We start from the raw sequence: 14,309 nt of genomic DNA, 5'->3' as shown, positions 1-14,309 counted from the left end.
TATGAGCCGTGTTGCCGAGGGCGTCTCCCCGCTCGAACTCGCCGACTACCAGAAGGCGGTACGGCTCGTCCTGCGGCACCCGCTGGTCACGTCCGGGTACCCGGACAAGGCAGCCCTGGCGACGGTGCGCCGCTGGGCCGACCAACTGCGCACCGACCTGATGGAGGCACTCGGGTACCGGCTCGTCACCACCGCCGACACCGCCCGGCTCCAGCGCGCCCAGGACGGCCTGGACACCACCCGCCCGGCCCTCACCCGAGCGGGCCGCCCCTTCGACCGCCGCCGTTACGCCTACCTCGTCCTCACCCTCGCGGCCCTCGGCCGCCACGGCGCGCAGGTGGCGCTCGGCGAACTGGCCGACGCGGTCGCCGCCGACGCCGTACGCATCGACGGACTCGGCCTCGACACCGCCCGCAAACCCGACCGGGACGCCTTCGTCGACGCCGTCACCTGGCTCACCGAACGCGGCGCGCTCACCCTCGCCGACGGTTCCGCCACCGCCTGGGCAGGCGATCCCGAGCGCGCCGAGGCCCTGTACGACATCGACCGCGAGATCCTCCTCGCCGTCCACCACCCGACCCGGGTCCTGCAGCATCTGACCTCGGTCACCGCGCTGCTGGACTCCTCCGGCGCGCTGGGCCTGTCCGCAGGCCGTGCCGCTCAGCGCCGCGACCAGGCCCGCCGCGCCCGCCGCCTGGTGCTGGAGAACCCGGTCGCGTACTACGCCGACGCCGACACCGAACTCCTGGGCCAGCTGCGGGCCCCCGCCCTCGCCGAGGACCTGGAGCGGCTGACCGGGTTGACGGTGGAGCGGCGGGCCGAGGGCGTGGCGCTCATCGACACCTCCGGCAGGCTGTCCGACATCCGCTTTCCCGGCGGCGGCACCGTCGCGCAGGCCGCGCTGCTCCTCGCCGCCCGGATCAGCGCCGCCGTGCGGCGTTCCGGACGGCACGCTCTCGAACTGCTGCCCGCGCCCACCGCCGCCGAACGCCTGACGGTCCGCGCCGCGCGTATCGACGCGGCCCTGCCGTCGCGTGGACTGGTCGCCGAACTCGCCGAGCCGGACGAGGAGTCGGCGTACGAGGTGTCTGTGTACGAGACGCCCGACGACGAGGGCCAGGAGCCGGCGGAGACCCGCTACCCCTTCGTGACAGACTCCTGGCTCCGGGGCAGGCTCAAGGAGATCACCACCGAGTACGGCGCGGGCTTCGCCGCCGATCTGCGCGGCGACCCAGACCGGTTGCTCGGCCAGGCGCTCGACCTGCTGGCCGCCATGTCGCTGATCACCCGGGTCGACGGCGGGGCCCTCGCCCTGCCGCTGCTCGCCCGCTATCGGGGGGTCACGGCCCGGGTGAAGACCCGTACGGTGGCCGGGCCGCCCTCTCAGACCGCCCTGTTCGCCGACGACACCGTCAACGACACTGCCGAGGACCCGACTCCGTGAGCACCCCCGCCCCAGCAGCGCGCTACGTTCCCACCCGCGCCGGAATCATCAACCTGTGGGACTACCGGGACGAGGAGTTCTCCTTCGCCGGCGGCTGGCTGGTGCTGCGCGGCCCCAACGGATCCGGCAAGACCAAGGCCCTCGAAGTCCTCTTCCCCTTCGTCCTCGACGGCCGTATCGACCCCAAGAGGCTCAACCCGTTCGCCGCCGAGGACCGCACGATGAAGTCCAACCTGCTCTTCCGCGGGCAGGACAGCGCGCTCGGCTACGTCTGGATCGAGTTCACCCACCGGGAGACCGGCGAGGCCGTCACCTGCGGCATCGGGCTGCACGCCCAGCGCCACCGCGACACACCCGCCCGCTGGCACTTCGTCGCCGAAGGCCGGGTCGGCGAGGACTTCTCCCTCCTCACCCACGACGACCGGCCGATGACGAAGAAGCAACTCGCCGCCGAACTCAGACGCGAGTTGATCGCCTCCACGGCCGACTACCGCGCCGCCGTCGACCAGCGCCTGTTCGGCCTCGGCCCGGAGAGGTACGAGCAACTGCTCACCCTGATCCTCACGCTGCGCCGCCCGCAGCTCGCCAAGAACCTCGACCCGGCCAAGCTCTCCGACACCCTCACCGCCGGTCTGCGCCCCCTCGACGACGACCTGATCGCCGAGGCCGCCCGCTCCTTCGACGACATGGAGTCCGTGCAGCGCACCCTGGAGGGACTGGCCGCCGCCGACGACGCCACCCGCGTCTTCCTCGCGAGCTACTCCACCTACCTGCGGGTCCACGCCCGCGCCGCCGCGGACCGGCTCACCGCCCGCCGTACCGAGACCGCCGAGCGCGCCGGCGCGCTGCGCACCGCCACCGCGGACCTGGCGGCGGCCCGCGAGCAGCAGGCCGCCGCCGAGACGTGCGCCGAGTCGGCCGACGCCTTGCTCGCCGCCCAGCGCGCCCGTCTCGACCAGCTGCGCTCCTCCGCCGCTTACCAGGCCGTCGAGCAACTGGCCGACCTGGAACGCCTGGTACGCACCTGCGAGCAGACCGCCCGGCAGGCGACCGCCGAGCGTGAACGCCGTACGGCTGCCACCGGTCGCGCCCGCGCCGAGGCCGAACACGCCGCGCGACTCGCCGCCGAGCTCGACACCGCCGTCTCCCGGGACGCCGCCGCCGTCGCCGACCACGCCCACACCGCCAGCCTCTCCTGGTCCCCGGCCGACGCCGAGCCCACCCGCCTCGCCGAACGCTCCGCCGCACTCGCTGCGGCGCGCCACGAGGGCGTCCGGGCCGTGCGCGCCGCCCAGCAGGCGGCACGCGGCGCCGAGCAGACCCGTGACCTCGCCCGGGCATCGCTCGACCGTGCCGAAGAGGCCGTCAGCGCGGCCGAAACCGCCGAGACGGCCGCCGGGTCGGCTCTCGAATCCGCCCGCGAACAGGCCCGTGAGGCACTGGGACAGTGGGCGGAGGCTCATGGTGAGCTCATTACCGAGGAGGGGGTCGGCCGACTCGCCGAAGCCCTCGAACTCACCGGCGAGGCCGAGGCGGTCACGCTCGCAGACGCCTTCACCGAGGCCACCGCCTCCGCCGTACAGGAACTGCGTGACTCCCTCGCCGCCCTGCGCGCCCAGCGCGCCGGTGTCGAGCGCCGCCGCGCCGAGACGGAGGCCGAACGCGACCGGATCGCCGCCGAACACGACGACGCCCCGCCCCCGGCCCGTGGCCGCACTGCCGAGAGGGCGCCTGGTGAGGGGGGTGTTCCGCTGTGGCGGCTCGTCGACTTCGACGACCACCTGTCGGACCGCCAGCGAGCGGACTTGGAAGCCGCCTTGGAGGCATCGGGCCTGCTTGACGCCCTCCTCACTGCCGAGGACGCCCCCATGGCGGCCGGGCGCAGCGAGGGCTGGCTGCGAGCCGGTTCTCCGGTGAGCGGACCGAGCCTCGCCGACCTCCTGCGCCCCGAGGTCCCCGAGGTCGGCGATGCGATCCCGACCGCCGCCCGGATCACCGCCGTACTGCGATCCGTCGCCGTCACCGGCGACCTCGACACCGGCATCCCGCAGATCAGCCCCGACGGCCGGTACGCGGCCGGTGTCCTGGTCGGTGCCCACACCAAGGAACACGCCGAGTACGTCGGCGCGACCGCCCGTGCCCGGCGGCGCGCCGCCCGGATCGCCGCCTGCGAGACGCTCCTGGCCGAACTCTCCGACCAGCTGGACGAGTTGGCGCGTGCGCAGGCCCGTACGGACGCCGTCCTCGACGCGTACGCCGCTGCCCGCGCCGCCCTGCCCCGCACCACCGGCATCACCGAGGCGCTGCGCGAACTGGACAGGGCCGCAGCGAGGCTGCGCGCCACCCGCGACGCCGCCGACGCCGCCCAGGGCTCGTACGACGAGTCGGTGGCCGCCTGCTCGGTCGCCGAGCGCGCCCTGCGCCGCACCGCCGCCGAGCACGCCATCGAGACCGACCGCGTCGACGCCGTCGAGACCGCCACCCGCGCCTTCGAGACGGCGGTCCGTGAACTAGCCGCCCGCCGCCGCGAACACGCCCGCCAGAGCGAGGCGGCCGAGGCAGCCACCGACCGACTCATCGTCGCCGCCGAGGACGAGGAGGCGGCAGCGGACACCGAGCGCGCGGCACGCCGCCGGTACACCCAGGAGGCCGCGGGACTTGAGGCCCTCCAGGAGGCCGTCGGGGCCGAGGCGCAGGAGGTGATGCGCCAGGTGCAGAAGACCGAGGACGGCATCGACGCCCTGGTGGGGGAGGCCGAGGCGGCCCGCACCGCTCAGCACAGCGCGATCGCGGGTACCGCCGCGGCTGAGGCCCGCCGTACGGCCGCGGCCGAGGCCCGGTCGGTCGCAGCGGCGGAGGAGAAGGACACCGCCCGCTCCCTGCGCCCGTATGCCGTCAGGGAACTCCTCGACATCCTGCGCTGCCCGCCCGGACTCGCCTGGCCCGCCCAGGAGGCCGACTGGGCCGGCGAGACACTCCCGCCGGCCGTGGCCGCCGTACACGAGGCGATCCTCGCCGCGACCCGCGACCTCACCCCCACCGAATCCAGCCTCAAGCAGTCCGTCACCCGTCTCACCAAGGCCCTGGACGACCTGCAGGCGCAGCTGGCCGCCGCCGGGCAGGACTACCGGCCCGAGTGGGACGGTTCCGACGGGGTCATCCTCGTCCGTGTGGCCGACGAGGAGGGCCCGCTGCCGGTGGCGGCCTTTGCGCAGAAGATCTCCGCCCACCGCCGTGACCAGGCCGAACTGCTCTCCGAGTCCGAGCAGCGCATCCTGGAGGACGCCCTGCTCACCCGGCTCGCCCAGCAGATCCACGACCGCACCATCGACGCCCGCGACCTGATCCGGCGGATGAACACCGACATGCGCGAGCGGCAGATGTCCTCGGGGACGACGGTCGGCGTGAGCTGGCTGCTCGCCGACCATCTCGACGACGAACAGCGTGCCGTCTGCGCTCTCCTCGACGCCGACGCCGCCCGCCTCGGCCCCGACGGACTCGCCCGGGTGCGCACGCACTTCGCCGCGCAGATCAAGACTGCCCGCGCCCGCCACCGCGACCAGCCCTACCGCGAACTGCTCGCCGAGGTCCTCGACTACCGGCGCTGGCGGCTCTTCGCTTTCCAGCTGGTACGCCCCGACAAGACGGAGGAGAGGCTCACCCGCGCCCGGCACAGTCGGCTGTCGGGCGGTGAGCAGTCGGTGTCGCTCCATCTGCCGCTGTTCGCCGCCGCGCACGCCATGCTCAACTCCGCCGACCCGCACGCCCCGCGCCTGCTCGCTCTCGACGAGGCGTTCGCGGGCGTGGACGATACCGGGCGCGGTGAACTCATGTCGCTGGCCGCGCAGTTCGACCTCGACCTGTTCATGACCGGCTACGACCTGTGGGCCGCCCACGCCTCCGTGTCCGCCGCCGCCCACTACGACCTCGCGCACACCGCCGTCGACCACACCGTCTCCGCGCTGCTGCTCGTCTGGGACGGCGACCGGCTCCTCGCCGACGACACCAGCGACCTGACCACCGCCCTCGGCTCGCCCGGCACCCGGCGCGCCCCGGCGCCCGAGGGGGCCGCGGTTGTCCACTGAGCGTGAGCCGTCGGCGTACGACGAGCTGCGGGGCGAGGGATGGACCCGGCTGCTCGCCGCCGCCCGCCGCAGGCTGGAGCGCACCGGCGGCGCGCTCGACGGCGACATCGGGCTCACGGGGCCCAGCGAGGCCGAGCGCCGCACCGTCATCGGCATCACCGGCCGCTACCGGCCCGAGACTGCCAGACGTCTCGCCGTACCCATACGCGATCTGGACGGGTACCTGTACGACCGCTACGGCACCGGTCTCCTCCAGACTCTCGGCCGTCTCCATGGCTCGCTGCGCGACCTGCCTGCCGAACGGGCCGACGAGGAATCGCGCCGCGACCAGGCCCTGAAATCCGTCCGCTCCAGCAGGCTCGCCGGGCAGGGATGGTTCGCCGCCTGGCTGGAGCGGATCGCCGCCGACGGCACCCTCACCCGTCTTGTACGCCGGGGGGACGCGCCGCTCCTCGACGCGGCGGCACGTGTCCTGGAACGGCTCTGCGGCGACGGGGACCGCTGCACGGGCTCGTCGGCACGGTCTTCCGCAGTCCTGCCGCTTCCGGTCCTCGCCGAATGGGCCACCGGCGACACCAAGGCCCTGGTTCCCGGCACACCGCTCGAACAGCTCGTCCTGCGCGCCCTCGCCCAGCGCGTCGGCGACGGCCGCGCCGTACCGCGCGACCGGGCCGGGCGGCGCGCCCTGTGGGAGAGCGCCGGAGCCATCGCGGACGACCTCGCCAGCCAGGTACTCGTCCTCAATATCGGCGCCAGGGGCGACACCGTCGTCTGCGACTGGCTGCGCGACGCCGCCGGCTTCGGCATACCCTTCCGGCTCACCCTCCACCAACTCGCCACCGACCCCGTCGTCCCCGCAGCCCGCACCATCTTCGTCTGCGAGAACCCGGCTGTCCTGCGCGCCGCGGCCGGCGAACTGCAGGACACCGGCGCCGCCCTGGTCTGCACCGAGGGCGTCCCGTCCGCTGCCTGCCACAAACTGCTCGGCGACGCCGTCCACGCGGGAGCCCGGCTGCACTGGCGCGCCGACTTCGACTGGGCCGGCCTGCGCATCACCGCGGACGCTGTGGCCCGCCACGGCGCCGTCCCGTGGCGGATGACTGGCGCCGACTACACGGCGGCACTCGACGAGGGCGAGTCCACACCCCTCGCGGGACCGCCCGCGGCCAGCCCCTGGGACCCCGAACTCGCCCTCGCCATGGAGGAGTCGGGCAGCACGGTCATGGAGGAACGTCTCCTGCCCGCGCTCCTGTCCGACCTGGCCCGGCCGGTGTTTTCTCAGTGAGCGCCGGCTTCCGGCTCGGGCCGGGGGAGCTCGTCGAGGTCGAGGGTGAAGATGCGGCCGTCGGCCAGGGGGACGGGGAGTTTGCCCGTGCCGTACGCGCGCTTGAGCGCGGTGCTGTAGCCGTTCGCGGTGGGCTGGGTGTGCAGGACGACTTCACCGGCGTAGGGGTCCACGACCAGGTAGATCGGGATGCCGTAGCGCCCGTACTTGGTGGTGCAGTCGTCATAGTCCTTGCGCGCCGAGGAGGTCGAGACAACCTCGGAGATCAGCAGGACGTCCTCGAAGCTGTAGCGCTTGCCTTCCTTGCGAGCGTCCTCGCGCAGGATGGCGAGGTCGGGGGCGGAGTTCTCGTCGGCTGGGAAGTCGATGTAGACGTCGGAGGTGACCTTCGCGTGACGACCGAGGGCGAGAGAGTCGATCTGCATCGACCTGATGGTGCTGGAGTGCTCTTCGCTCTGCGGGGTCATGATCACCTTTCCGTCGGCCCCGAACAGGACCGTGTACCCCTTGGGGAACTCGGTGTGCATGATCGAGTCGACGCTCATGGAGGGCTCCTTCCCGTGTGCGGTCATGATACGGCGGACAGCGCCGCTGCAGGGGTGGACTTCCGTGGCGTGCGCGCACACCGTAGGGGGAGCCGTCCGCACGAGCGGGCGTTGTGACGCGGGGCGTGAGCTGGGCCCGTAAGTGTTCGGACCCAACAGGTGGCGTTGGGTGACTGCCAGGGGCGGCGGGCACCTTCCGGCGTGGCCATGGGGCGGCCGGACGCCTTTGGACGGTGCGGTACGAGGTACCGGCGTCCGGTACGGCGCATGCGGTCTGATCAGGCACAATGGCATCTGGCGGTATCAGTCGTCACAGGGCTGGCCGGGCTGGATGAGCACCAGGTCCGCCGCTACCCCGCCTGGGCCCGTTGGGCCACCCTTGCGATGCCGGCCCACGCCTTCCTCGCCGTCGTCCGCGCCGACGAACACGCACACCGACCCACGCCGGACGACCTGATCCCGTTGTCCTGCGACGGGATCTGCCGCCTGTTCGTCGCGCTCGTCGTCCGGACCGCCGCGACGCGGCCCACCAACTTGCCTGTTCCGAAGGCGGGAGGGCTTTGTCCGAGTCCGACAACTCAACGATTCGAGACCCGTTGCTTCGGGAGTGCCCGATCCGATGGCCGCTCGGTGGCCGGACGCCTTTGGACGGGGCAGCATGAGGTAGCAGGGGGCAACCTGTCGCAGGTACTCTGATCAGGCACGACATCACTCGGCGGCATCACGCGGTATCCGGCAACATGATCGCTCACGGTCTCGTAATGCGTAGGTCTCGGGTTCGAATCCCGAAGGCGGCTCAGTGAAGCCCAGCTCAGACACGGTCTGAGCTGGGCTTTTTTCGTTCAGCGGATGCGGCGGCGGGCGCGGGCCGCTCGGCTGTCCGTGGTCTCGATTCTGGTCTCAATTGACGGTTCGGGGCCGGGGTCCGGCTGACGCTCCGGGCTGGCTTCCGGGCGAGGCTTGAAGGTGTCGCCCACGCCGGTGCCACTCCGGGTTCAGTGAATCTGCACATCGAATGCGCAACCGCGGCAAGGTGTGCGAGGAATCTGCCAAAGCCCCTGCCGGACGGCGCTCCGTTCGCGCGGAGTGTCCCGTTCCGAATCACGGTGGCAATACCGGTGACGTACCGGTGTGGCGCAGCATGTGGAGAAGCCGTCCCCAACTCGTGTGGATGCCTGCACGGATGCCGTAGTCCGCACCTTCAACTGTCCTGATGAGAGCATCGGTCGATTGGATGCCCGGCGCGCTCCGTGCTTTGATCCTTTGCGCCGCGAGGTCGCGCGACCGGTTTCCGGAAACGGGCGCCGCGTGCCTGCGGTCGAGCCCGCCAGCAGTCCCCAGCGGGGCCACCCCCCTTGTGGATCATCCATACGAAGGGAAAACATCATGAACTCCGCTCACCAGGTCGAGACCGTCGAGATCTCCGACGCCGAGCTCGACAACGTCTCCGGCGGCCTGCACCTGAACCCGCACGCCAGCGTCGTCGTCGGCCCCACGGCGGTCAGCGACTCGTCTCTCCTGACCCAGGCCGCCGCCGCCCAGAACGAGGTCCTCGGCGCCGTAGGCCAGTACCAGCACGCCAGCGTCAGCGCCTCCCTCTGACCGGCGGCCTGAACGCCACTCGGTGAGCCCCTTCCTGCCCAACGGTGTGGTCGGGGCGTTGGCGGACGCAGGCTGTGCGAACGACGAAGCTCCTGGCGGCAACGGGCTCTTGACTGAGAGCACCGGCGCCCGCCAGGAGCTTCGTGTGCTCGTCTGCCTGTTGGCGATCGGTCTGCCCGGCCACGCCCTGCGGTACTTGACCGGGCCGGACTACCGGGTACGCGCCGGCCAAGCCAGGGGCCGGCCACAGAGGTGCAGAAGCCTGAAGAGACTCGCCCCGGCCGGGGCACCGTTGCTGCTGTTGTGGCCCTCCGGTCCCGCTGAGCGGCTCGAGCCCTGGCTGCGTGAGATGGCGGGGCGGGTCAGCCGAGGAGGCGTACCGGGGTTCCGGCGAGGTAGGCACGGATGTTGTCGACGGCCTGGCCGTAGTAGCGCTCGTAGTTGGCCTGGGTGACGTAGCCGAGGTGTGGGGTGGCCAGGAGGCGGGGGGCCGTGCGCATCGGGTGGTCGGTGGGGAGGGGTTCCGTGTCGAAGACGTCGACGGCCGCGCCGGCGATGCGGCCCTCGTGCAGGGCGGTGAGAAGGGCGTCCTGGTCGACGATCGCCGCGCGCGAGGTGTTGATCAGGTAGGCGGTCGGCTTCAGGAGGGCGAGTTCGGCGGGGCCGAGCAGGCCGCGGGTGCGGTCGCCGAGGGCCAGGTGGACGGAGACGAAGTCGCTGGTCGTGAGGAGAGCCTCCTTGGTGGCGGACCGGTGCACTCCGACCTCGTCCGCCCGCTCCTCGGTGAGGTTCTGGCTCCAGGCGGTGACCTCCATGCCGAAGGCGAGGCCGATCCGGGCGACCCGGCTGCCGATCTTGCCGAGGCCCAGCAGGCCGAGCCTGCGGCCGTGCAGGTCGGCGCCGACCGTCGACTGCCAGGGGCCGCCGGCGCGCAGGGCGTTGTTCTCCTGGACGATTCCGCGGGCCAGGCCCAGCAGCAGGGCCCAGGTGAGTTCGACCGGGGGAGTGGAGGAGCTCTCCGTGCCGCACACGGTGACGCCGCCTGCGCGGGCGGCGGCGTAGTCGATCACAGAGTTGCGCATGCCGGAGGCGATCAGCAGCTTGAGGCGGGGGAGGCGGTTCAGGAGCGAGGCCGGGAAGGGGACGCGTTCGCGCAGGGTCACCACGAAGTCGAAGTCCGCGAGGGCCGTGGAGAGTTCGTCCTCGGTGGTGAAATGTTCGGAGAAGGTGACGACCTCCACCCGGTCGCTCACCGGTGACCAGTCGGCGACGGAGGCCGCGACGTTCTGGTGGTCGTCGAGCACGGCGCAGCGGAATCGCATGTCGGTTCTCTCCCGGGGGTGTCGGTGTCTCACCCAAGGGTGGCGGGCGATCCCGCGTGGAAGGACGCGGGCCCCGGTCGTTCACCTCAGCCGACCGGAGCCACGGGCGTCCCCGGATCCGGCCGCGGCGGTGACACTCCCCCGAGCGACGCGTGACGCGCGCACCGTCGGGCCAGATCCGTTGTAGTGATCACATCAGGCTCCACCAACGGATCGCTAACATGTGGCCAACGGTTCTCCATGTCGTTGTCAGCCAATTGGCGTGAAGTCGCCAGTCGGCGCCGGGATCGGTGCCGGGAAACGGCCGGAACGGTAGTGGACTCCGGCGGAGGCCGTCATGGTGCGGGTGGCGGGAAACCGCCGTGACGAGGGCGGAAATCCGCCAGGAATGGTGGTCCTCCGTCGTGGAGCGCGGTCGGGTGGCGCGGGCGCGCGGGAAGGCTGTGGGCGGTGTGATGCGGGGCGAACTGTGGTGCGGGCCTCGGTTCGGACTGCGGTTCGGTTTGCTGGGGTCGCCTGTGCTGTACGAGCCGTGTGCGGCGGAGTGGTGCGAGCCCTGTGGGTCGGATGACGCCGCGGTCGCTGGGGGCGCTGGGGAGCTTGGGGCAGCTGGGCGCATTGGGGGCGGTGGGGAAGGAGTGCGGAGTGCGGGCGTGGGTGCCGGGCGGCCGGCGCTCGCGGTGCGTGCCGTCCGTAGTGCCAAGGTTCGTGTTCTGCTCGCCGCGCTGCTGTTGGAAGCCGGTCGGGTCGTCCCGGTCGAGTCGCTGAAGGACGCGTTGTGGGGCGGGGCGCCCCCTGCGTCCGCGCACGCCTCCCTGCACAACCATGTCGCCCGGCTGCGTCGGCTGCTCGACGATCCCGAACGGTTGCGCGCGGTGCAGCCGGGGTACCTGCTGCGGGTCGAACAGGGCGAGCTGGACGTCCACGTCTTCGAGGCGCATGTCGCCGCGGCGCGCGCCGCGCACGCCGGGCGGAACTGGGAGCGCACGGTGTACGAGTGCGCGGGGGCGCTCGTGCTGTGGCGGGGGGCCCCGCTGAGCGGGCTGCCGCCCGAGGTGGGCGGGTACGCCTTTGTGCAGCGGCTGATCGAGGCGCGGCTGCTCCTGCTGGAGTGGCGGTACGACGCCGAGCTGGCCCTCGGGGGTGAGCGACTCGCCGGTGTCGTACCGGAGTTGGCGGCACTGGCCGCCGAGTATCCGCTGCGGGAGGCGTACCACCGTCAGTTGATGCTCGCCCTGCACCGCACCGGCCGCCGTGCGGAGGCGCTGGCCGTCCATCGCGATCTTCGCGCCCGGCTCGTCGAGGAGCTGGGGGTCGAGCCGGGGACGGGGGTGCGGGAGGCGCATATGGAGGTGTTGCGGGGGGCCGCGGAGGGCGGTTCACGGGGGCCGTCCGACCAGGTCAAGGGGGGTACGGCCGCGGGTGGTGAGGGTCGGCACGGCCGCGGGACGTGCGACGGTGCTTCCGCCTGTGCCGGTGATCCGTCCGTGGGGGACGGGCCGGTGGCCGACGCCGCGCCCCGCGTGCCCCGTCCCTCCCAACTCCCGCCCCCGCCCGGCCACTTCACTGGTCGGCACTGCGTACGGGACGCACTGCGTCGAGCTCTCGCTGCGCCGGCCGCCGTGGCCGTGGTCAGCGGTATGGCCGGGGTCGGCAAGAGCGCGCTCGCGCTGCATGTGGCACATGGGATGGCGGAACGTTTCTCCGATGGGCAGCTCTACGTCAACCTGCACGGCGCCACTCCGGGCATGACCCCCCTCACCCCCGGCCAGGCGCTCACCGCCCTACTCCGTGACCTCGGCACCGAGCCCCGCCGTATCCCCGAACACCCCGATGCGGCGGCCGCGTTGCTGCGCTCACTGCTCGCGCCGACGCGCACGCTGATGGTGCTGGACGATGCCGCGAGCGCTGCGCAGGTACGGCCGCTGCTGCCGGCCGGCGCCGGCTGCGCGGTGATCGTCACCAGCCGTTCCCCGCTGACCGCCCTCGACGGCGCCCGCCGCTTCCCGCTCGCGCCGCTGACCGACGCGGAGAGCGCGGAGCTGCTGCGCGCAGTCTCCGGACGGGACGGCCTCGACGCCGCCCACCCGCTCGTCGAACTCACCGGACGGCTCCCGCTCGCCCTGCGCGTCGTCGCGGCCCGGCTCGCCGCCCGCCGGGCGCTCACCCCGGATGTGCTCGCCGGGCAACTGGCCGCCACCGAAGGGCGGTTGCACCATCTGGAGTACGACGACCTGAGCGTGCGCCGCTCCCTCGCCGTCGCGCACGACGCGCTCGCCGCCTCCGACCGCGAAGCCGACCGGGACGCGGCGCTGGCGCTGCGGCGCATCGGCGCGCTGGATCTGCCCGCGTACGGTGCGCCGCTGCTCGCCCGGCTCACCGGCACCGACGAGCGGCGTGCCGAGGCCGCGCTGGACCGGCTGGTGGACGTGGCGCTCCTGGAGGAGACGGCGTACGGCCGCTACGCACCCCACGACCTCGTCCGGGACTTCGCCCGTGAGCTGGCGCTCCGGCAGGAAACGTTCGCCCCGTCGCGACGCCCGGCACGCTCCCCCGCTGCCCTAAGGGCGCGGGAGGTGCCCCCACTCGCCGCACCGGCCGAAAGCCCAAGTACATCCAGTACGAGGACTTCCGGCCGGCACGCCGAGAGCACGCACCGGACGCCGCTCCTTGACGGGCACACGTTGCCTGCCGGGGCACCAGCAGCGGCGGACCAGGGTGACGACATGGCCGAGACCGCCCTGCGCTGGTACGCCGCCGTCGCCGAGCGCATCCTCACCGCCATCGTCGAACCTGGCCCCGACCAGGACGACCGCCGCCGCCCGACCGCGACCCAGCCCGCCGAACACGCCTCCCAGGTGGGAACGGTTCCTCCGTTCGACAGCCCGGAAGCGGCCTTCGCCTGGGGGGATGCCGAGCTCGCCAATGTCGTCGCGCTGGTCGAGCGCCACGCGCACGCGGGGGCTGACCCGGGCGCGGACGACGGACGCCTGGATGGCCGACGGCCGGCTGATCGGCGGCTGGGCGCGCGGCGTCGAGGCTCGGGCGACCGCGGCCCGGACCACAACCGACGCCCGGACAACCGGCCGGCCTGGCTCTCCACCCTCCTCCGTCTGCTCTTCCCCTACGTCCAGCGCAGCGGTCGCGTCGCCGAGATGGAGTTGCTCGGGCGGGCCGCGCTCGATCTGGCACGGCGGCTCGAGGACGCGGCGGCCGAGGCGTATGCGCTGGGCGACCTCGCCGGGCTGCACTTTCTGACCGGACGTCAGAGCGAGGCGCTCGCGCTCAACGACCGGGCGCTGGAGATCTGGCGGCGGCTCGGTGCCGTCTCCTGGATCCGGCGCTGCCTCAACAACCGCGGGCTGCTGCTGGAAGGGCTGGGCCGGTACGCCGAGTCCGAGGACGCGCTGCGGCAGAGCCTGGAGTATTCCCGGCAGCTGGGCGACCCCTACGGCGAGGCCGTCACCTACAGCCATCTCGGCAATCTGTACGAGCACACGGACCCCCGCGCCGCCATCGAACAGCACCGACGCTCGCTCGCCATCGGCGTCGAGGTCGGCGCCGTCATCGTCCAGCACTCCGCGCACTGCAACATCGGCTACGCCCACCTCACGCTCGGTGAACCGGCCGCCGCCGCGGAGCACTTCGAGGAGAGCCTGCGCATCCTCGGCGGTCACGGCGACTGGCACGGCGAGTCCCAGACCCGGCTCGGCCTGGTCCGCGCCCTGCGGCTGCTCGGGCATGCCGAACGCGCCGGTCGCGAGTGCGCGGAGCTGCTGCGCCGCGCTGAGGCCCGCGCCGACCGCTACACCGACGGTCTCGCCCGCCACCAGCACGGTCTGCTGCTGCGCGACCAGGGACGGGCCGAGGAGGCGTACGAGGAGTGGCGCTCGGCCCTTGCCGCCCTGGACGGGACGGACGAACGGGCGGTCGTCGGGGAGCTCAGGGAGCTGATCTCCTCAGGCGCAGGAGCGGATCCGGCCGAGTGAGCAGGCCGAGCCGGCCGAAGCACCCGGCGCATTCGAG

General features: G+C 72.8%; 7 protein-coding genes and 1 pseudogene. 6 read left to right on the top strand and 2 right to left on the bottom strand.

Annotated elements, in window-relative coordinates; translation table 11 throughout:
• The first annotated feature begins 1 nt into the window (after position 1).
• From ACKTSN_RS21075 to ACKTSN_RS21065, 3 genes are read left to right on the top strand one after another with little or no spacing between them, the layout of a single operon-like run.
• The gene (locus ACKTSN_RS21075) at positions 2-1,444 is read left to right on the top strand and encodes a TIGR02678 family protein (protein WP_409470531.1); all 1,443 of its coding nucleotides are present in this window, start codon (positions 2-4) and stop codon (positions 1,442-1,444) included.
• Positions 1,441-5,529 carry a TIGR02680 family protein gene (locus tag ACKTSN_RS21070; RefSeq protein WP_409470530.1) on the top strand — a complete coding sequence of 1,363 codons (4,089 nt, stop codon included), beginning with the start codon at positions 1,441-1,443 and terminating at the stop codon, positions 5,527-5,529. The genes ACKTSN_RS21075 and ACKTSN_RS21070 overlap by 4 nt, the downstream gene beginning before the upstream one ends.
• The gene (locus ACKTSN_RS21065; RefSeq protein ID WP_409470529.1) at positions 5,519-6,814 is read left to right on the top strand and encodes a TIGR02679 family protein; all 1,296 of its coding nucleotides are present in this window, start codon (positions 5,519-5,521) and stop codon (positions 6,812-6,814) included. Before ACKTSN_RS21070 ends, ACKTSN_RS21065 begins: the two co-directional genes overlap by 11 nt.
• Here ACKTSN_RS21065 and ACKTSN_RS21060 read toward each other — a convergent pair.
• Complete coding sequence (locus ACKTSN_RS21060) at positions 6,808-7,359, bottom strand: Uma2 family endonuclease (protein WP_037753081.1); 552 nt, start codon at positions 7,357-7,359, stop codon at positions 6,808-6,810. The genes ACKTSN_RS21065 and ACKTSN_RS21060 overlap by 7 nt on opposite strands.
• 315 nt (positions 7,360-7,674) lie before the next feature.
• On the opposite strand from ACKTSN_RS21060, the pseudogene ACKTSN_RS21055 reads away from it, so the two are divergent.
• Together ACKTSN_RS21055 and ACKTSN_RS21050 are read left to right on the top strand one after the other, a co-directional pair.
• A pseudogene (locus ACKTSN_RS21055) lies at positions 7,675-7,872 on the top strand (IS701 family transposase); the annotation flags it as partial.
• 873 nt (positions 7,873-8,745) lie between these two features.
• Positions 8,746-8,961 (top strand): hypothetical protein, encoded by a 216-nt coding sequence (locus ACKTSN_RS21050; protein WP_409470528.1) that lies wholly within the window; start codon positions 8,746-8,748, stop codon positions 8,959-8,961.
• A gap of 362 nt (positions 8,962-9,323) precedes the next feature.
• Here ACKTSN_RS21050 and ACKTSN_RS21045 read toward each other — a convergent pair whose 3' ends face one another.
• On the bottom strand, positions 9,324-10,283 hold the full coding sequence (locus ACKTSN_RS21045) for a D-2-hydroxyacid dehydrogenase family protein (RefSeq protein ID WP_409470527.1): 960 nt from the start codon (positions 10,281-10,283) through the stop codon (positions 9,324-9,326).
• 455 nt (positions 10,284-10,738) lie between these two features.
• Between ACKTSN_RS21045 and ACKTSN_RS21040 the strand changes: the two genes are divergently transcribed.
• Entirely contained in the window at positions 10,739-14,272 is a 3,534-nt protein-coding gene (locus ACKTSN_RS21040) for an AfsR/SARP family transcriptional regulator (RefSeq protein ID WP_409474884.1), read from the top strand.
• Positions 14,273-14,309: the final 37 nt, after the last annotated feature.

This window comes from Streptomyces flavusporus (assembly GCF_046267975.1).
Taxonomy (GTDB): domain Bacteria; phylum Actinomycetota; class Actinomycetes; order Streptomycetales; family Streptomycetaceae; genus Streptomyces; species Streptomyces flavusporus.
This window is presented reverse-complemented; position numbering and strand designations above follow the sequence as displayed.